Source organism: Glutamicibacter mishrai (assembly GCF_012221945.1).
In the GTDB taxonomy this organism is placed as follows: domain Bacteria; phylum Actinomycetota; class Actinomycetes; order Actinomycetales; family Micrococcaceae; genus Glutamicibacter; species Glutamicibacter mishrai.
Window position 1 is genome coordinate 640,365 of sequence record NZ_CP032549.1, and the last position, 19,395, is coordinate 659,759.

A 19,395-nucleotide genomic window follows, 5' to 3' on the forward strand; every position below is an offset into this window, starting at 1 on the left:
CAAATCCCTCGTTGGCCGTTTGCGGGGCCGGCCTCAATGGCGTTGAAGCCGGCTCCGCGATCGGCCACTTCCCCACAATGGGGGTCACGGCCAAGTTTTGGTTCCGAGACGGTTACTCGCCGCGGGACTTCTGAACGATCTCGTCGGCAACTGCCTTCGGGACCTCAGAGTAGCTGTCGAAGGTCATCGAGTAAACTGCGCGACCCTGGGTCTTCGAACGCAGGTCACCAATGTAACCAAACATCTCAGACAGTGGAACGCCAGCCTTGATGACCTTGACGCCTGCAGCGTCGGACATCTCGGTGATCGAGCCACGGCGGGAGTTCAGGTCGCCGATAACGTCGCCCATGTACTCTTCCGGGGTACGAACTTCAACGCTCATCAGTGGTTCGAGCAGAACAGGGTTAGCGCGGCGTGCGCCTTCCTTGAATACCTGCGAACCAGCGATCTTGAACGCCATTTCCGAGGAGTCAACATCGTGGTATGCACCATCGATGAGGGTAGCCTTCACACCAACCAGTGGGTAGCCAGCCAGGATGCCGTACTGCATTGCTTCCTGGATACCAGCGTCAACGGATGGGATGTATTCACGAGGCACACGACCACCGGTAACGGCGTTCTTGAACTCGTAGGTTACGCCATCGACAACTTCCAGAGGCTCGAACGAGACCTGGACCTTTGCGAACTGACCCGAACCACCGGTCTGCTTCTTGTGGGTGAAGTCAACCTTCTCCACAGCCTTCTTGATGGTTTCGCGGTATGCAACCTGTGGCTTACCAACGTTTGCTTCCACGCGGAATTCGCGCTTCATGCGGTCAACCAGGATGTCGAGGTGAAGCTCGCCCATGCCGCCGATTTCGGTCTGGCCGGTGTCTTCGTTCAACGAAACGGTGAAGGTTGGATCTTCCGCGGACAGCTTCTGGATAGCGGTCGACAGCTTCTCCTGGTCACCCTTGGTCTTTGGTTCGATAGCCACGAAGATCACTGGATCTGGGAAGCTCATCGACTCAAGAACGATTGGGTTAGCTGGATCGCAAAGGGTATCACCGGTGGTGGTATCCTTCAGGCCGATCACAGCGTAGATGTGACCTGCGTGGATCTCGTCTACCGGATTCTCCTTGTTGGAGTGCATCTGGAAGAGCTTGCCAACGCGTTCCTTCTTCTGCTTGGTGGAGTTCAGCAGCTGAGCGCCGGACTCTACCTTGCCGGAGTAAACGCGGATGAAGTTGAGCTGACCGAAGAATGGGTGAGCAGCAATCTTGAAAGCCAGTGCCGAGAATGGTGCATCCTCGGAAGGCTCGCGGGTGAGCTCGATTTCTTCGTTCTTTGGATCGTGACCGACCATAGCGCCAACATCCAGTGGGGATGGCAGGTATTCAATCACAGCGTCGAGCATTGGCTGCACGCCGCGGTTCTTGAAGGCCGAACCACAGAATACTGGGTAAGCTTCGGAGTTCACGGTCAGCTTGCGGATGCCAGCCTTGAGTTCGTCGATGGTGATTTCTTCACCTTCGAGGTACTTTTCCATGAGCTCTTCGGAAGCCTCGGCAACATCTTCAACCAGCTTGGCGCGGTACTCTTCAGCACGCTCAACCAAGTCGGCAGGGATTTCGCGGGTTTCGTAAGCAGCACCCATGGTGACGTCGCCCTTGGCGTCGCCTTCCCAAACGAATGCCTTCATGCTCAGCAGGTCTACAACGCCGGTGAACTCGGACTCGGAGCCGATTGGCAGCTGCATAACCAGCGGCTTGGCACCCAGGCGCTTGACGATGGTCTCTACGGTGAAGTAGAAGTCGGCGCCCAGCTTGTCCATCTTGTTGACGAAGCAGATACGAGGAACGTCGTACTTGTCAGCCTGGCGCCAAACGGTCTCAGACTGAGGCTCAACGCCTTCCTTGCCATCGAACACGGCAACGGCGCCATCGAGCACGCGAAGCGAGCGCTCCACCTCAACGGTGAAGTCAACGTGGCCTGGGGTATCGATGATGTTGATCTGGTTCTTGTTCCAGAAGCAAGTCACGGCCGCGGAGGTAATGGTGATACCGCGTTCCTTTTCCTGCTCCATCCAGTCGGTGGTCGACGCACCGTCGTGGGTCTCACCGAGCTTGTGGTTCACACCCGTGTAGAAAAGGATGCGCTCAGTAGTAGTGGTCTTACCGGCATCGATGTGGGCCATGATGCCGATATTGCGGACCTTGTTCAGGTCAGTAAGCACGTCCTGTGCCACGTTGTCTCCCTAAAAGGTGAGGCGAGAACTGCTGGGCATCGGTTGATGCCCAGCACGTTCAAGCATTTCTTACCAGCGGTAGTGTGCGAAGGCCTTGTTGGACTCGGCCATCTTGTGAGTGTCTTCGCGACGCTTCACAGCGGCACCCAGACCGTTCGATGCGTCCAGGATCTCGTTCATCAAACGTTCGATCATGGTCTTCTCGCGGCGAGCCTTCGAGTAGCCAACCAACCAGCGCAGAGCCAGTGCAGTTGCACGGCCTGGCTTTACCTCTACAGGAACCTGGTAGGTCGCGCCACCGACACGGCGGGAACGAACCTCAAGGGCTGGGCGGATGTTATCCATAGCCTTCTTGAGAGTCGAAACAGCGTCGGTACCGGACTTTGCAGCGGCACCTTCGAGTGCACCGTAAACAATGCGCTCTGCAGTGGACTTCTTGCCGTCTACGAGAACCTTGTTGATCAGCTGGGTGACCAATGGGGATTCGAAGACTGGATCAGAAACTAGTGGGCGCTTTGGCGCCGGACCCTTACGAGGCATTACTTACCATCCTTCTTTGCACCGTAGCGGGAACGAGCCTGCTTACGATCCTTCACACCCTGGGTATCCAGAGCACCACGTACAATCTTGTAGCGAACACCTGGAAGGTCCTTCACACGACCACCGCGAACGAGCACGATGGAGTGTTCCTGCAGGTTGTGTCCGACACCTGGAATGTAAGCGGTCACTTCGACGCCACCGGCAAGGCGCACACGTGCAACCTTACGCAGAGCCGAGTTTGGCTTCTTTGGGGTGGTGGTGTACACACGGGTGCATACGCCACGGCGCATTGGGTTGCCCTTCAGGGCAGGGGCCTTGGTCTTGACGACCTTAGGCGAGCGGCCCTTGCGGACCAGCTGCTGAATAGTAGGCACTTTCGTGTCCTTCCATTGTCTAAGTTTGTCGGCACCACGTCATAAGCACTTTTGCCTAGTAGAGTTTCGGTGCTTCCTTCGTGGAGCTAGCTGCTTGCTTTACCGCTCAACCAGGATCTAAAAGTCCCTAGGCGTGCGAAAGTGTGGCATTCGTTGCGCAACCTACCCGCAACCCGGACTGTGTCCATTTTGCCACACATAAAACAATTGATTTCAGTCTAGCATGAATCCGCCGACCCACCATCTCCAGTAACCGAAATCACCGTCGCCCCGCTGGTCACGCCCGGCGCGGAACCAGCTTGGCAGTCTCGCATTGGCAGGCTATCGCCGCCAACTGAACGGCAGACGACCCGCAGGTGGCCGGCGTCTGAATCCGAGGTGGCGCCTGCAGGCCAATGGGTCCGAACCACGGATTGAGACTTAATCTCTAGTAGTTTTATCTCCCAGAGGACTTACCTACTAGTTTTCCATTCTTTGACCGTGCCGCTCCCCCGCCATCTCCCGGCACCGGCCGGCGGCCCGGCCACACGGCAACACGGCGGTTAAACGCCCGACGCCTGCCCACACGTTGGTGTGGGCAGGCGTCGGGTCAACTACCTAGCGGTGTTCGTTCCGGTTTAGCGGAAGTCCGAACCGTGGTCGTAGTCGTCCATCGAGATGGCCCGGAATTCAGGCGACAGCCCGCCGTCCAGTGCATCGTCGTACAGACCCGAGGAGAAGGCCGAGGTGCCGGTGAACAAAGTTGCCTTTGCTTCATCGGTTGGCTCAACGTTGACCTGGGTGTAGCGATCCAGACCGGTACCGGCCGGGATCAGCTTACCGATGATCACGTTCTCCTTCAGACCGCGCAGCGGATCTTCCTTGCCTTCCATCGCGGCCTGGGTCAGGACGCGAGTGGTTTCCTGGAAGGAAGCAGCCGACAGCCACGAGTCCGTAGCCAGCGATGCCTTGGTAATACCCATCATCTCGTCACGGCCGGCAGCTGGACGCTTGCCTTCCGAGACAGCCTTGCGGTTCGCAGCGGTGAAGCGGGAACGGTCGGCCAACTCGCCTGGCAGCAAGTCGGTTTCGCCGGACTCGATCACGGTGACGCGACGCAGCATCTGGCGGACGATGACTTCCACGTGCTTATCGTGGATGCCTACACCCTGGGACTGGTACACATCCTGGACTTCGCGGACCAGGAACTTCTGTGCCTCACGTGGGCCGAGGACTCGAAGAACCTGCTTCGGATCCAAGGTACCGGAAGTGAGCTGGGTACCGGCAACGATGTTCTGGCCTTCCTCGACCAACAGGCGAGCACGGCGCAGAACCGGGTAGGCCTGCTTCTCGTCGCCGTTGTCCGGGGTAACCACAACGCGCAGCTGCTTCTCGTCGTCCTCGATCGACACGCGACCGGTGACCTCGGACATCGGAGCCACACCCTTAGGGGTACGGGCTTCGAACAATTCCTGGATACGAGGCAGACCCTGGGTGATATCGTCAGCCGACGCTACACCACCGGTGTGGAAGGTACGCATGGTCAGCTGGGTACCAGGCTCACCGATGGACTGTGCGGCGATAATGCCGACAGCCTCGCCGATGTCCACGGTCTTGCCGCTGGCCAGCGAACGGCCGTAGCACAGTGCACAGGTTCCGACAGCCGAATCACAGGTCAGTACGGAGCGAACGCGGATTTCATCCACGCCTGCGTTGTACAGGGAATCGATCAGAACGTCGCCCACATCGGAACCGGCGGTAGCCAGTACGTTGCCTTCGGCGTCCTTTACGTCGGCGGCGAGCGTACGGGTGTAAGCCGAGTTCTCAACGGTTTCGTGCTTGACGCGGATGCCAGCGGAGTTATCCGCAATGGCAACGGTCAAGCCGCGCTTGGTACCGCAGTCCTCTTCGCGGACGATAACGTCCTGCGAAACGTCAACCAGACGACGGGTCAGGTAACCCGAGTTTGCGGTCTTCAGTGCGGTATCGGCCAGACCCTTACGGGCACCGTGGGTTGCGATGAAGTACTCCAGAACCGACAGGCCTTCACGGTAGGAAGACTTGATCGGGCGAGGAATAATTTCACCCTTAGGGTTGGACACCAGGCCACGGATACCGGCAATCTGACGCAATTGCAGGTAGTTACCACGAGCCTTGGAAGTCACCATTCGGTTAATGGTGTTCAGCTCTTCCATGCCGTTCTTCATGGCCTCGGCAACCTCATCGGTAGCCTTGGTCCAGATGTCGATCAGGTCCTGGCGACGTTCGGTATCTGCAATCAGACCCTTGTCGTAGGAAGCCTGGACCTTGGCGGCACGCTCTTCGTATGGCGCAAGGATTGCGGCCTTGTCCATGTTCGAGGTGATATCCGAGATCGCCACGGTGACGCCCGAACGGGTAGCCCAGTAGAAACCGGCATCCTTCAGGTTATCCAAGGTAGCGGCTGCGATGACCTTCGGGTAGCGCTCTGCCAGATCGTTGACGATCTCCGAGAGTGCATCCTTGCCGGCAACGCGGGCAACCCATGGGTAATCCTCAGGCAGGGTGTCGTTGAACAGCACCTGGCCCAGCGAGGTCTCCAGCAGTGCGTCGGTACCTGGCTCCCAGCCTTCTGGAGCAGGCTGCTCGTCAGAAGGAACGAAGTTCGGCACGCGAACCTTGATCGGAGCGTTCAGGTGCAGCTCGCCACGGTCCTTGGCCATGATGGCCTCGGAGATGGTGGAGAACACGCGACCGGCGCCGACCTCGTGAGCACGCTTGGTGGTCAAGTGGTGCAGGCCGATGATCATATCCTGCGAAGGCAGTGCCACTGGACGGCCATCGGAAGGCTTCAAGATGTTGTGCGAGGACAGCATCAAGATGCGGGCTTCAGCCTGTGCTTCTGGGCTCAGCGGCAGGTGAACTGCCATCTGGTCGCCGTCGAAGTCAGCGTTGAATGCGCCACAAACCAATGGGTGCAGCTGCAGGGCCTTGCCTTCAACCAGCTGTGGTTCGAAGGCCTGGATACCCAAACGGTGCAGGGTTGGTGCACGGTTGAGCAATACCGGGTGCTCGGTGATGATCTCTTCGAGAACGTCCCAAACCTGTGGGCGGTAACGCTCGACCATGCGCTTAGCCGACTTGATGTTCTGTGCGTGGTTGAGGTCAACCAGGCGCTTCATCACGAACGGCTTGAAGAGCTCCAGTGCCATCTGCTTAGGCAGACCGCACTGGTGCAGCTTCAGCTGCGGGCCAACCACGATGACCGAACGGCCCGAGTAGTCAACGCGCTTACCCAGAAGGTTCTGGCGGAAACGACCCTGCTTGCCCTTGAGCATGTCGCTCAGGGACTTCAGCGGACGGTTGCCTGGACCGGTGACCGGACGGCCACGGCGGCCGTTGTCGAACAGCGAGTCAACAGCTTCCTGCATCATGCGCTTTTCGTTGTTCACGATGATCTCAGGTGCACCAAGATCAAGCAGACGCTTCAGGCGGTTGTTGCGGTTGATCACGCGGCGGTACAGGTCGTTCAGGTCCGAGGTGGCGAAACGGCCACCGTCGAGCTGGACCATTGGGCGCAGCTCTGGCGGGATCACTGGAACGGCGTCGAGCACCATGCCCTTTGGCGAGTTGCCATTGGCCAGGAATGCGTTGACGACCTTCAGGCGCTTGAGGGCGCGAGCCTTCTTCTGGCCCTTGCCGTTCTCGATGATGGTCTTCAGCTCTTCAGCTTCAGCAGCCAGGTCGAAGTTCTCCAGGCGCTTCTGGATTGCCTCTGCACCCATGGAGCCCTCGAAGTACAGTCCGTACTTCTCGCGCATGGTGCGGTACAGGCCTTCGTCACCTTCGAGGTCAGCGACCTTCAGGTTCTTGAAGCGCTCCCATACTGCACGCAGGCGCTCGGCCTCGGCCTTGGCGCGCTTGTCGATCTGAAGAACAGTCTTCTCGGCCAGGGTGCGTGCCTTGTTCAGCTCGGCGTTCTTGGCGCCGTCTGCTTCCAGACGCTCCAGCTCTGCTTCCAGGTCGGCTGCAACAGCCTTCTTGTCGGCTTCGGCGTTGGTTGCCAGGTTGCGCAGTTCCAGATCGTGCTGTGCCTGCAGGTTAGGCATTTCAGCGTGGCGACGGTCTTCGTTCACGCTGGTGATCATGTAGGCAGCGAAGTAGATGACCTTTTCGAGGTCCTTCGGAGCCAGATCAAGCAGGTAGCCCAAGCGCGATGGAACGCCCTTGAAGTACCAGATGTGGGTCACTGGAGCAGCAAGCTCGATGTGGCCCATGCGTTCACGACGAACGTTCGCACGGGTCACCTCAACGCCACAACGCTCGCAGATGATGCCCTTGAAGCGCACGCGCTTGTACTTGCCGCAGTAGCATTCCCAGTCCCGGGAAGGGCCGAAGATCTTTTCGCAGAAAAGACCGTCCTTCTCCGGCTTCAGGGTGCGGTAGTTAATGGTTTCCGGCTTCTTGACCTCGCCGTAGCTCCATCCACGGATTTCTTCCGCGGTGGCAAGGTTGATTCGCATGAGGCCGAATGAGGAATCGCTGGACATATGGTCCTTTTCTCTCTTCTGTGGTGTCTGAAGTCGATACGAATGAGGGTTGGATTCTCCGCCGCTGCCTGCAGGATCCTGCAGGCAGGGCGTCGAATTAAACTTCCTCTACGGAGTTCGGCTCCGACCGTGAAAGGTCGATGCCCAGCTCTTCAGCGGCGCGGAACGATTCCTCGTCCGACTCACGCATTTCGATAGTGTTGCCGTCGGTACCCAGTACCTCGACGTTCAAGCACAGCGACTGCATTTCCTTGATGAGCACCTTGAACGATTCTGGAACACCAGGCTCTGGAACGTTCTCGCCCTTGACGATAGCTTCGTAGACCTTCACGCGGCCGTGGATATCATCCGACTTGATGGTCAGGATTTCCTGCAGCGTGTAAGCGGCACCGTAAGCTTCCAGTGCCCAAACTTCCATTTCGCCGAAGCGCTGGCCACCGAACTGGGCCTTACCACCCAGTGGCTGCTGGGTGATCATGGAGTATGGACCGGTGGAACGGGCGTGGATCTTGTCGTCCACCAGGTGGTGGAGCTTCAAGATGTACATGTAGCCAACGGAGATCGGATCTGGCAACGGATCGCCGGAGCGGCCGTCGAACAGCTTCGCCTTGCCGGAGTTGCCAATCAGGCGCACACCGTCACGGGTCTTGTTGGTCGAATCCAGGATGCCGCGGATTTCCTCTTCCGAAGCGCCGTCGAAGACCGGGGTTGCCACGGTGGTGGAACCGGACTCGCGTGGCAGGTTCGGCAGATCGCTGACCCACTCAGGCTCGCCTTCGATCTTCCAGCCCTGCTTGGCAGCCCAACCCAGGTGGATTTCCATAACCTGGCCGACGTTCATACGGCCTGGCACACCCAGTGGGTTCAGGATGACGTCCAGCGGGGTGCCGTCTTCCAGGAATGGCATGTCTTCCAGCGGCATGATGCGCGAGATGACACCCTTGTTACCGTGACGGCCTGCAAGCTTGTCACCGATCGAGATCTTGCGCTTCTGGGCAACGTAGACGCGGACCAGCTGGTTCACACCAGGGGAAAGGTCATCGTCGTTGTCGCGGTCGAAGATGCGAACACCGATCACGGTGCCGGACTCGCCGTGCGGAACCTTCAGGGAAGTATCGCGGACTTCGCGGGACTTCTCGCCGAAGATGGCACGCAGCAGGCGCTCTTCCGGGGTCAGCTCGGTCTCGCCCTTAGGGGTGACACGGCCAACCAGTACGTCGCCGGCTTCAACCTCGGCACCGATGTAGACAATGCCGCGGTCATCAAGCTGGGAAAGGATATCTTCCGAGACATTCGGGATGTCGCGGGTGATTTCCTCGGCACCGAGCTTGGTGTCGCGAGCGTCAACTTCGTGCTCTTCGATGTGGATCGAGGTCAGAACATCGTCGAAGATCATGCGCTGGGAGAGGATGATCGCATCCTCGTAGTTGTAGCCTTCCCAGGACATGAATGCCACGAGCAGGTTCTTGCCCAGGGACAGCTCACCGGAGTCGGTGGACGGGCCGTCGGCGATGATCGACTGGAATTCCAGGCGATCGCCTTCGGACACGCGCACGCGCTGGTTGTAGGCGTTGCCCTGGTTCGAGCGGGCGAACTTCATGATCGGGTACATCGACTCGGTGCCGTCATCGTTCATGACGACGACCAGGTCAGCAGAAACCTCGGTGACCACACCTGGCTTGGAGGCAACGACGGAGTCGCCGGCGTCAACTGCCGCGAACTTCTCCATGCCGGTACCAACCAGCGGGCGCTCGGACTTCAGCAGCGGCACAGCCTGGCGCTGCATGTTGGCGCCCATCAGTGCTCGGTTGGCATCGTCGTGCTCGAGGAACGGAATCAGCGCGGTTGCTACCGAAACCATCTGGCGAGGCGAAACGTCCATGAAGGTCACTTCAGCCGCGTCGACGATAACAGGCTCGCCGCCACCGCCCTTTTCACGAACCAGAACGGTTTCTTCAACGAAGCGGCCGTTCTCGTCCAGAGGCGCGTTGGCCTGTGCGATGTAGTGCTGCAGCTCGTCGTCCGCGGTCAGGTAGTCGACCTCGTTGGAGACGACACCGTTGGACACACGACGGTATGGAGTTTCGATGAAACCGAAGGCGTTGATGCGGCCGTAGGTTGCCAACGAACCGATCAGACCAATGTTCGGGCCTTCGGGAGTTTCAATCGGGCACATACGTCCGTAGTGCGATGGGTGAACGTCTCGAACTTCCATGCCGGCGCGGTCACGGGACAGACCGCCTGGGCCCAGAGCCGACAAGCGGCGCTTGTGGGTCAGGCCGGCCAGCGGGTTGTTCTGGTCCATGAACTGCGAGAGCTGCGAAGTTCCGAAGAACTCCTTGATCGCAGCAACAACCGGGCGGATGTTGATCAGGGTCTGCGGGGTGATTGCCTCGACATCCTGGGTGGTCATGCGCTCGCGCACAACACGCTCCATGCGGGACAGGCCGGTGCGGACCTGGTTCTCGATCAGTTCGCCCACGGCGCGGATGCGACGGTTGCCGAAGTGGTCGATATCATCGATGTTCACTGGGATGTCGACGATCTCGCCCTTGCGGGTGCCCTGAACGGTCTTCTCGCCGGCGTGCAGCGCGACGAGGTAGCGGATCATGGCAACGAGGTCATCGAGTGCCAGCACTGATGCGTTCTCAGCGTTAACCGGAGTCTCGACACCGAGCTTGCGGTTCAGCTTGTAACGTCCGACCTTGGCCAGGTCGTAGCGCTTAGGCTCGAAGTACATATTCTTCAACAGAGCCTGGGCAGCCTCAACCGTTGGAGGCTCGCCTGGACGCAGCTTGCGGTAGATATCCAGCAGTGCTTCGTCTTGATCCTTGATGCTGTCCTTTTCCAAGGTAGCGCGCATCGAATCGTACTGGCCGAACTCGGACAGGATCTGCTCTTCGCTCCAGCCCAGTGCCTTCAGCAGCACGGTGACCGACTGCTTGCGCTTGCGGTCCAGGCGTACGCCGATCTGGTCGCGCTTGTCGATTTCCAGCTCGAACCATGCACCACGCGATGGGATGATTCGTGCCGAGTAGATCGTCTTGTCACTGGTCTTGTCCGGTGCGGACTCGAAGTATGCGCCTGGGGAGCGCACCAGCTGGGATACAACAACACGCTCGGTGCCGTTGATGATGAAGGTGCCCTTTTCGGTCATCAGCGGGAAATCGCCCATGAACACGGTCTGCTGCTTGATTTCGCCGGTTTCATTGTTCATGAATTCGGCCTTGACATACAGCGGTGCCGCGTAGGTGGCGTCGCGGTCCTTGCACTCTGCGATCGAGTACTTGGGATCAGCGAACTCCGGCTCCGAGAAGCTCAAGGACATGGTGTCCTGGAAGTCCTCGATTGGGGAGATTTCCTCGAAGATTTCAGCCAGGCCAGAGGTGTTAGGCACGCTGAAGTCGCCAGCGGCTTCTGCCTTGGCCAGACGCTCTACCCAGTTCTGATTGCCGACGAGGCGGTCAAAGCTCTCGGTCTGCAATGCCAACAGGTTAGGCACTTCAAGTGGTTCGTGAATCTTTGCAAAAGAAAGTCGGCCAGCGTATGCAGCATCGCGAGCCGAACTAGCGGTTTGGTTGTTAGGGTTGCTCGAGGCGACCAAGATGGATCCTTCCAAAGACCGTCAGGTTTCCGAACGCTTACCGTGCTAAGTTACCTGCCATAGGACAGTTCCTCTTTTTGGACCGCACGAACCCACCGCTATATGAAGGCCGCGCGCGCAAACAGTAAGGCGCAAATTTCTACTCTACCGGAGTAATTTGCGGTTGTCGATACTCGGTGCACAAATCCGTGCTATAGTTTTCGCCCTTCAATTCCCAGCCAGGCACAGAGCCCGGGAACTGCGAAAATCCACTGGTTTCCGCCTCCTTGCATGAGGGCTTGCGCAACTCGCATTTCGCCTACTGATCCCGCGGTTTTTCGCATAAATCAGCCTCATCGGGCACAACTTCCGGCTGTTCGCCAAAGCCCCCAAGGTCTGCAAACTTGAAGCTTTATGCGTTTTGTCACATCGCTGATGCCGTCTCATCCAACGGACGTTCGGAGCCCCGCGGACAAGCTTTCACACCACAGTTGAAATTCTTCCTACGCTCCCTCAACCACTGGCACAGGTGTTCTATTCCCTGATGCCGGGATAGCGGCCTGCAGCCGGTCCCCCACCGAACATGCGCCTGGACGTCATGGAATCTTCAAGCCCATATGACTATGCTGGGGCAAACATCGAAGGTCAGGAGATCCAATGAATAAGTTGCAGTCAGATGAAGCATTGACGCGGGTTACCCTCGACGCCTCACGCCGCAATATCCCCATCGAGCTGGTGCCGCGCCAGAAGGTGAACTCCTTGGAGGAAGCAGCCGAAGCACTAGGCATCCAGCCGGCCCATCTGCTCAAGTCCCTGGTGATCAAGAAATCCGATGACACCTTCGTGTTCGCGCTGATTCCCGGCGGCCGCAAACTGGACTGGGCGAAGCTGCGAAGCCAACTGGGCGTGAATAAGCTTTCGCTTCCCGAAAAGGATGTCGCTTGGGATGTCACTCACTACGAAAGCGGTACGATCACTCCCTTCGGCTCGCACACCGTGCTACCGGTGTTCATCGATGCCAGCGTCTTCGATGAGCCGGTTCCGGAGCATATCGGTCTAGGCAGCGGTGATCGGGGACATGGCTTGCTGGTTCGCCCCAACGACCTGGTTACCGGCTTTGATGCCACGATTGCTGATATTTCGGCTCCGGCATAGTTAGCGGCGGACGGCTGAACGCCTTCTTGGCTCCTTCAGCCACGAAGGTCAGCGACTTGATGGTGGCGTTGCGCAGCGGCAATCCCAGCGGCTTCTCGACGAAGCGGGCAACAACGTAGGCCCAGCCAAGCATGACTGCGACCAATCCGAAGAGCAGCACGTACTTATTGATGGTGCCGTGCAGTTCTTCGATGATCCACCATCCCCACAGCTGGTGGAACAGGTAGAGCGGGAACGTCAGCGAACCGGCAACAGCCATCCATTTGGCTTGAATGTGCTTGAGCGGGGTGAGCGTGCAAATGGCCAACAGGGCTACACAGGCGACGGCGAGTACCTGAAAGTGCCAGGCTGGGACGTCGAGTCCGGAGAGGTAGTCAGCGTCGAAGCGCCCCTTGGTTCCAGTGAAGAAGGCTGCGATTGCCGTGTTGAAGATCAGCAGCAGCCAGCGCATGAGCGTGTGGCCGCTTTGGTAGATCTGGTACAGCATCATACCTGCTGCGAAGAGCGCGGCGTACTGTCCGGCGAACCAGTCCTGGACCTCGTCGAGCTGGGTGAAATGCAGGTACAAGCCGATGGCGGGCCATAGCGCGCAGAGCCACATGATGTGCTTGTTCTTGACAAGTCCGATAGCCAAGAGGATAGCCAACAGGATATAGAAGCGCAGTTCCACCCAGAGCGTCCAGTAGACGCCATCAAGATCCTGGATGTTGAAGGCTGACTGCATCATGGTCAGGTTGGGCAGGATGTCGCTGGCGGTTCGTCCGTCGTTGCCTGCTGGCCAGATTTTCAGTGACAATACTGCGGCGGCGATGACCGCCACCCAGTAGGCGGGATACAATCGCCCGACTCGTGACCCGATGAAGCCTATGACGTTCTTGCCTTGCAGGGACATCAGGATGACGAAGCCCGAGATCAGGAAGAAGAGCTGGACGCCCAGCTGTCCGTAGCGGGTGAATTCAGAGAGTACCGGCCAGAATTCCGGGGCCTTAGTCCCCCAGTGTTCGTGCCCCCAGGCCGTGTAGTGGTAGAACACCACTATCAGGGCAGCGGTGAAACGCAGTGCGTCTAGTAGACCAAGTCTCGGCGCAGGTGCGTGGGTCCGTGGAGCTAGAGAATTCGACACGTAAATAGCGTATGCAATGAACTTGAATAAACGCTGTTAATAGAAACGTTATAAAACAATTCTGATGAAAGTGCCAGTTAACGGCTAAGGGGCCCACAGGCTTTCGCCTGTGGACCCCTTAGCAATAAGTTGCGAGTGACCGCGGAACTTACTTAACGGTGACGGTAGCGCCGGCAGCTTCCAGAGCTTCCTTAGCCTTCTCGGCAGCGTCCTTTGCAACACCCTCAAGCAGAGCCTTTGGAGCGCCGTCAACGAGCTCCTTAGCTTCCTTCAGGCCCAGGGAAGTGATTGCGCGAACTTCCTTGATCACTGCGATCTTCTTGTCGCCAGCCGACTCGAGGATAACGTCGAATTCGGTCTTCTCTTCTGCAGCAGCTTCGCCGCCAGCAGCAGGACCGGCAACTGCAACAGCAGCAGCGGTTACGTCGAAGGTCTCTTCGAATTCCTTAACGAACTCGGAAAGCTCGATGATGGTCATTTCCTTGAATGCGGAAAGCAGCTCTTCGTTGCTGAGCTTCGCCATGGTCGGCGTCCTTTCGGTTTTGGCCCGAAGGCCTAATGAATTTGGGATTACGTTGCGAGAGATCGCGAAAGCCTAGGCTTCTGCCGGAGCTTCCTCGGCAGCAGCGCCACCGTTCTCTTCGAGCTTTGCACGCAGTGCTTCGACGACGCGAGCAGCAGCGGAGGCCGGAGCCTGCAGTACTGCAGCAACGCGAGCGAGCTGGGTTTCGCGGGATTCCAGTGCGGCCAGTGCAGCGATGCCGCTCTGGTCCAGCGCCTTGCCTTCGAACCAGCCGGTCTTGATGACCAGCTTCTCGTTGGTCTTGGCGAATTCCGTGAGGCTCTTAGCAGCAGCAACAGCGTCGCCCTTTACGAAGGCGATTGCAGTTGGGCCGGAAAGCTGCTCATCGAATGCATCGATGCCAGCGTTCTTAGCTGCGATTGCGGTCAAGGTGTTCTTTACAACTGCGTACTTGGTCTCCTGACCAAGCGAGCGGCGCAGATCCTTGAGCTGTGCAACGGTAAGCCCACGGTATTCGGTCAAGACAGCCGCGGTTGATTCGTTGAAGTCCGCAGTGATTTCTTCAATCGCTGCAGTCTTGCTCGGGGTTGCCATAACACTCCTTCCGGGGATTTGTTCGGTACCGTTTCAAAACCGGCGAGGCCATAAAAATAGCCCCGCGCAGGAGCACAGGGCAGTTCAACTCATTCAAGTTAAAGCAAATCTATGTAACCTGCGTTGGTTGTCCTTGCGGACCTTTAGGAACATTTGGAAACCAAATGTTCAACCGACGGTCTTCGGTATTTCTAGTCTAAGCCAGATCATCTCAGCACAGCAAATCGTAGCAGCGCCCAGGGCGCATGATTCTGATCACTGGGAAAAGTTTGAGGTGACGGGACTTAATTGCCGGCGCTTGGGGAACGCGGGCAATAAGTCCCGCCGGGCCTAGAAGCTTGGGGAACTTCTAAACCTCACCGGTGCATGGCCTTGGGGGATCCATGCACAAGTGGCCGAAATACTCGGCAGTCACAGCCTATCACCGGCAATTATGGTTTCCTACCCACACGCGACTTTCGCAGGAATCATTGAGCATTGCTGGTTAAAGATCGAGGGAGCATGCCGCGATGCGGCATGCTCCCTCAATGAGTCAAGCTACTAAGCTTAGGCCTCGACGCGGGTTACGTTCGGGTCAACAGGGATGCCTGGACCGAAGGTGGTTGCGAGGGTAGCCTTCGAGATGTAGCGGCCCTTCGAAGCCGAAGGCTTCAGGCGCAGTACCTCTTCGAGAGCTGCAGCGTAGTTCTCGGCCAGCTGCTTGGCATCGAACGAAACCTTGCCAATGATGAAGTGCAGGTTCGAGTGCTTGTCGACGCGGAAGTCGATCTTGCCGCCCTTGATGTCGTTAACAGCCTTGGCAACATCCATGGTCACGGTGCCGGTCTTAGGGTTTGGCATCAGGTTACGTGGACCCAGTACCTTACCCAAGCGGCCAACCTTGCCCATCAGGTCAGGGGTTGCAACTGCTGCGTCGAAGTCGGTCCAGCCGCCCTGGATCTTTTCGATCAGGTCGTCCGAGCCAACGAAGTCGGCGCCAGCTTCGCGAGCTGCTTCTGCCTTGTCACCGTTAGCGAAAACTACCACGCGGGCGGTCTTACCGGTGCCGTGCGGAAGGTTGACGGTACCGCGAACCATCTGGTCTGCCTTGCGTGGGTCAACACCCAAGCGGAAAGCAACCTCAACGGTCGAGTTGGTCTTCTCGCCTGCGGTCTCCTTAGCCAGGGCGATTGCCTCGACTGGAGTGTAGACGTTGTTGTCGGCATCGATCTTAGCCGCGGCGGCTACGTATGCTTTGCTGCGCTTTGCCATCTGCGTTATCTCCTTATGCAGTCGTGGTCATATGGACCGCGCGCGGTCCTGCCACGGGCGAATCGATCAGGTGATCGCCTCGCCTTAGATTAAATTCTGAAGTGCTATCCAACAGGTGAACAGCGGAAGGCGGAATTAGCCTTCTACGGTGACACCCATGGAGCGAGCGGTACCGGCGATGATCTTAGCTGCAGCAGCCAGATCGTTAGCGTTGAGGTCAGCCATCTTAGCGGTGGCGATTTCCTCAACCTGAGCCTGGGTCAGGTTAGCAACCTTCAGGGACTGAGGGGTGCCGGAACCCTTTGCAACGCCAGCAGCCTTCTTGATCAGCTCAGCTGCAGGAGGGGTCTTGGTGATGAAAGTGAACGAACGGTCTTCGTATACGGTGATCTCAACTGGAATCACGTTACCGCGCTGCGACTCGGTCGCTGCGTTGTAAGCCTTGCAGAATTCCATGATGTTGACGCCGTGCTGACCAAGGGCTGGACCGATTGGAGGAGCTGGGTTAGCAGCACCTGCCTGGATCTGCAGCTTGATGAGTCCGGTGACCTTTTTCTTTGGGGCCATGTCGGGTCCTTCTACTCTTGCGGTTCCCGCAGCACAGGAGCGTGGTACGGGGATCTGGCTATCGTGGCGCGACAGCCAAACGCGCCCTCACATCGATAAGCGACCGATATGGGGCACGAAGACTTAATACTACTGGATCTTGGTGACCTGGTTGAAGTTCAGGGTCACTGGGGTTTCGCGTTCGAAGATCGAAACCAGTACGACCAGTTGAGCTGCTTCCAGCTTGATTTCCGAGATCGTGGCCGGCATGGTCTCGAATGGACCATCGTTGACGATGACCGATTCTCCAACTTCAAAGTCCACGGTGACCTCGGTAATTGGAGCACGGCCTGGCTTCGATGCCGATGGCTGCTCTACTGGGTCAACGACGGTGTGCTCCAGCATGGAGAACACTTCATCAAGGTTCAGCGGGTTTGGATCGTGGGCGTTTCCAACGAATCCGGTGACGCCTGGAGTGTGTCGAACAACACCCCACGAAGCGTCGGTGAGCTCCATGCGAACCAGTACGTAGCCTGGGATGCGCACGCGGCGGACGATCTTGCGCTGGGTGTTCTTGACCTCAACGACTTCTTCCATCGGCACCTGGATGTCGTAGATGAAATCTTCCATATCCTGGGTCTGGATACGGGTTTCGAGGTTCACCTTTACGCGGTTCTCGTAGCCGGCGTAGGTGTGGATCACGAACCAGTCACCTGGAAGGCGGCGCAGCTTCGAGCGGAATTCTTCCTTGAGGCGAGCTACCTTGTCTTCGCCAGCTTCCTCGACTTCGGTTTCTTCAACCTCGGCGTCGGCGTCGGCTTCAGCAACCTGAGCGTCTTCAGCATCTGCGGCTGGGGCTTCGGTCGAGTCGATATCAACCTCAGCGGCTGCATCTACCTGATCGCTGTCGGCTTCAACGAACTCGTTTTCGACCTCGTCATTAATCTGCGGTTCGAGTTCCTTGTCGGACACTGCAGCTCCTGCTTTCTTTGACTGAATGACACTGAAATTGCCTCGGAGCGATTATACCTCCGAGGCAACTAAACTTACTGTTCTACCTGTTTGGTGAACAGGAGGATCGAACCCTGCCCGAAGACGAAGTCCAGGGCCGTCACGATCAGCATCACCACGACGACGAAACCGACAACCACCAAGAAGTAATTGAGCAGTTCGCTGCGGGTCGGGGTGACTACCTTCTTAAGTTCCGCGATTACCTGACGGAAAAACAGCATGATTTGGGCAAAAAAGCCCTTCTTCTGCTTACCCTTACCAGAGTCAAGAGCAGATTCGGTCACGTTCTTCCTCGTTTCAATTTTTTTGGCCAGTTGAAACAATCACGGTGCGTCGTAGCCTGACCGACCACAACACACCGTGACGTGAGATAATTCGCTGAGCGATAAATCGCTACTGCGCAGGGCAGACAGGACTCGAACCTGCAACCTGCGGTTTTGGAGACCGCTGCGCTACCAATTGCGCCACTACCCTTCGGAGCTTTTCTCAGCTCCCACCTAGAACATCTTAGCGGATGAAAGCTCTTGGCTTCTTCCGTGTCGATGTCTCGGCAACGAGAAATAACTTTACGCAACGAAATCGCAATTGTCGAACTGACAACCCAAGGTGTGGCGCAGAACGCATGGATCCGCCAGCGCCTAGGCGCGAAAATGTCATTTTCCCTCATGCTCGATTGTTCTGGAGAACAGGGAACTAAACTGGAACCAACAGCTGTCCCCATAGACTTCAGGACGAATTCTCACATGTCTCGAATATCTCGCCGCATCGGCGCAATCTCCGAATCCGCGACCCTCGCAGTCGACGCCAAGGCCAAGGCTCTGAAAGCCGCTGGGCGCCCAGTCATCGGGTTCGGTGCCGGTGAGCCTGACTTCCCAACGCCTGACTACATCGTCGAAGCCGCGCTGAAAGCCGCAGCCGACCCGAAGAACCACCGCTACTCCCCTGCTGCTGGCCTTCCAGAGCTGCGTGAAGCCATTGCCGCAAAGACCTTGCGCGATTCAGGCTACGAGATCTCTGCATCCCAGGTCCTGGTGACCAACGGCGGCAAGCAGGCCGTGTACAACACCTTCGCCACCCTGCTGGATCCAGGAGACGAAGTCATCGTCCCGGCTCCATATTGGACCACCTACCCTGAAGCCATCCAGCTCGCCGGCGGCAAGCCGGTTTCGATCTTCGCCGGCCCGGAACAGGGCTACAAGGTCACCGTGGAGCAGCTCGAATCCGTGCTGACCGAACGCACCAAGGTGCTGCTGTTCGTTTCGCCATCTAACCCTACCGGCGCTGTGTACTCGCCAGAGCAGGTCCGAGAAATCGGCCAGTGGGCTGCCTCCAAGGGCCTGTGGGTTGTCACCGACGAAATCTACGAGCACCTGACCTACGGGGATGCCAGCTTCAGCTCCATCGCCACACTCGCGCCAGAACTTGAAGACCGCGTGGTTGTGCTCAACGGCGTCGCCAAGACCTACGCCATGACCGGTTGGCGCGTGGGATGGATGGCCGGTCCAGCCGATGTCATCAAGGCCGCCACCAACCTGCAGTCGCACGCAACCTCGAACGTTGCCAACGTTTCGCAGCGTGCTGCCCTGGCCGCCGTCGCCGGCCCGCTGGATGCTGTCAACGAAATGAAGACCGCATTCAACCGCCGCCGCCTGGCAATCGTCGAGGGCCTGAACGCCATTGACGGCCTGCACTGTCCTACCCCCGAAGGCGCGTTCTACGCCTACTCGGATGTCCGTGGCCTGCTCGGCCGCGAAATCCGCGGCGTCGTGAACAACACCAGCGCCGAACTGGCAGCCTTCATCCTCGAGCAGGCTGAGGTCGCCGTGGTCCCAGGCGAGGCCTTCGGACCCTCGGGCTTTATCCGTATGTCCTACGCATTGGGCGATGCGGACCTCGCCGAAGGTGTGGAGCGCATTCAGAAGCTGCTCGGCGAAGCCAAGTAAGCGCCAATCCAAAGCAC

At 58.1% G+C, this 19,395-nt stretch carries 14 protein-coding genes and 1 tRNA gene; 2 read left to right on the plus strand and 13 right to left on the minus strand.

Annotation, left to right across the window (positions count from 1 at the left end; all coding sequences use genetic code 11):
• Positions 1–112: 112 nt before the first annotated feature.
• From fusA to rpoB, 5 genes are all read right to left on the minus strand, one after another.
• Positions 113–2,227, minus strand: a complete 2,115-nt coding sequence (fusA, locus tag D3791_RS03070) for an elongation factor G (RefSeq protein ID WP_022874141.1) — start codon at positions 2,225–2,227, stop codon at positions 113–115.
• Positions 2,228–2,296: 69 nt separating this feature from the next.
• On the minus strand, positions 2,297–2,767 hold the full coding sequence (gene rpsG, locus D3791_RS03075; protein WP_022874142.1) for a 30S ribosomal protein S7: 471 nt from the start codon (positions 2,765–2,767) through the stop codon (positions 2,297–2,299).
• On the minus strand, positions 2,767–3,141 hold the full coding sequence (rpsL, locus tag D3791_RS03080) for a 30S ribosomal protein S12 (protein WP_013349694.1): 375 nt from the start codon (positions 3,139–3,141) through the stop codon (positions 2,767–2,769). Before rpsL ends, rpsG begins: the two co-directional genes overlap by 1 nt.
• Positions 3,142–3,758: 617 nt before the next feature.
• On the minus strand, positions 3,759–7,649 hold the full coding sequence (locus D3791_RS03085; protein ID WP_022874143.1) for a DNA-directed RNA polymerase subunit beta': 3,891 nt from the start codon (positions 7,647–7,649) through the stop codon (positions 3,759–3,761).
• 97 nt (positions 7,650–7,746) lie between these two features.
• Positions 7,747–11,253: a DNA-directed RNA polymerase subunit beta gene (gene rpoB / locus D3791_RS03090; protein ID WP_028268338.1), complete on the minus strand. Its 3,507-nt coding sequence runs from the start codon at positions 11,251–11,253 to the stop codon at positions 7,747–7,749.
• 636 nt (positions 11,254–11,889) lie between these two features.
• Between rpoB and D3791_RS03095 the strand changes: the two genes are divergently transcribed.
• Positions 11,890–12,387 carry an aminoacyl-tRNA deacylase gene (locus tag D3791_RS03095; protein ID WP_061955001.1) on the plus strand — a complete coding sequence of 166 codons (498 nt, stop codon included), beginning with the start codon at positions 11,890–11,892 and terminating at the stop codon, positions 12,385–12,387.
• On the opposite strand, the gene D3791_RS03100 is transcribed toward D3791_RS03095, so the two are convergent.
• From D3791_RS03100 to D3791_RS03135, 8 genes are all read right to left on the minus strand, one after another.
• Complete coding sequence (locus D3791_RS03100) at positions 12,341–13,510, minus strand: acyltransferase family protein (protein ID WP_028268339.1); 1,170 nt, start codon at positions 13,508–13,510, stop codon at positions 12,341–12,343. The genes D3791_RS03095 and D3791_RS03100 overlap by 47 nt on opposite strands.
• Before the next feature lie 148 nt (positions 13,511–13,658).
• Positions 13,659–14,033, minus strand: coding sequence for a 50S ribosomal protein L7/L12 (rplL, locus tag D3791_RS03105; RefSeq protein WP_022874147.1), 375 nt, complete (start codon positions 14,031–14,033; stop codon positions 13,659–13,661).
• A 72-nt stretch (positions 14,034–14,105) separates the two neighbouring features.
• Positions 14,106–14,627 carry a 50S ribosomal protein L10 gene (gene rplJ, locus D3791_RS03110; protein ID WP_022874148.1) on the minus strand — a complete coding sequence of 174 codons (522 nt, stop codon included), beginning with the start codon at positions 14,625–14,627 and terminating at the stop codon, positions 14,106–14,108.
• Between the two features lie 546 nt (positions 14,628–15,173).
• Positions 15,174–15,878 (minus strand): 50S ribosomal protein L1, encoded by a 705-nt coding sequence (gene rplA / locus D3791_RS03115; RefSeq protein ID WP_022874149.1) that lies wholly within the window; start codon positions 15,876–15,878, stop codon positions 15,174–15,176.
• A 135-nt stretch (positions 15,879–16,013) separates the two neighbouring features.
• Positions 16,014–16,445 carry a 50S ribosomal protein L11 gene (gene rplK, locus D3791_RS03120; RefSeq protein WP_022874150.1) on the minus strand — a complete coding sequence of 144 codons (432 nt, stop codon included), beginning with the start codon at positions 16,443–16,445 and terminating at the stop codon, positions 16,014–16,016.
• 129 nt (positions 16,446–16,574) lie between these two features.
• On the minus strand, positions 16,575–17,396 hold the full coding sequence (gene nusG, locus D3791_RS03125; protein WP_022874151.1) for a transcription termination/antitermination protein NusG: 822 nt from the start codon (positions 17,394–17,396) through the stop codon (positions 16,575–16,577).
• Positions 17,397–17,470: 74 nt separating this feature from the next.
• A complete protein-coding gene (secE, locus tag D3791_RS03130; protein WP_022874152.1) occupies positions 17,471–17,719 on the minus strand; it encodes a preprotein translocase subunit SecE in 249 nt (82 codons plus the stop codon).
• 117 nt (positions 17,720–17,836) lie between these two features.
• Positions 17,837–17,909 (minus strand) — tRNA-Trp (locus D3791_RS03135).
• 269 nt (positions 17,910–18,178) lie between these two features.
• On the opposite strand from D3791_RS03135, the gene D3791_RS03140 reads away from it, so the two are divergent.
• Positions 18,179–19,378, plus strand: coding sequence for a pyridoxal phosphate-dependent aminotransferase (locus D3791_RS03140; RefSeq protein WP_172511272.1), 1,200 nt, complete (start codon positions 18,179–18,181; stop codon positions 19,376–19,378).
• Positions 19,379–19,395: the final 17 nt, after the last annotated feature.

Excerpts from the sequence above, each read along its gene's own strand:
- rpsG (WP_022874142.1), bottom strand. The coding sequence starts at position 2,767 with ATGCCTCGTAAGGGTCCGGCGCCAAAGCGCCCACTAGTTTCTGATCCA.
- D3791_RS03085 (WP_022874143.1), bottom strand. The coding sequence starts at position 7,649 with ATGTCCAGCGATTCCTCATTCGGCCTCATGCGAATCAACCTTGCCACC.
- D3791_RS03095 (WP_061955001.1), top strand. The coding sequence starts at position 11,890 with ATGAATAAGTTGCAGTCAGATGAAGCATTGACGCGGGTTACCCTCGAC.
- rplL (WP_022874147.1), bottom strand. The coding sequence starts at position 14,033 with ATGGCGAAGCTCAGCAACGAAGAGCTGCTTTCCGCATTCAAGGAAATG.
- rplJ (WP_022874148.1), bottom strand. The coding sequence starts at position 14,627 with ATGGCAACCCCGAGCAAGACTGCAGCGATTGAAGAAATCACTGCGGAC.
- rplA (WP_022874149.1), bottom strand. The coding sequence starts at position 15,878 with ATGGCAAAGCGCAGCAAAGCATACGTAGCCGCCGCGGCTAAGATCGAT.
- rplK (WP_022874150.1), bottom strand. The coding sequence starts at position 16,445 with ATGGCCCCAAAGAAAAAGGTCACCGGACTCATCAAGCTGCAGATCCAG.
- D3791_RS03140 (WP_172511272.1), top strand. The coding sequence starts at position 18,179 with ATGTCTCGAATATCTCGCCGCATCGGCGCAATCTCCGAATCCGCGACC.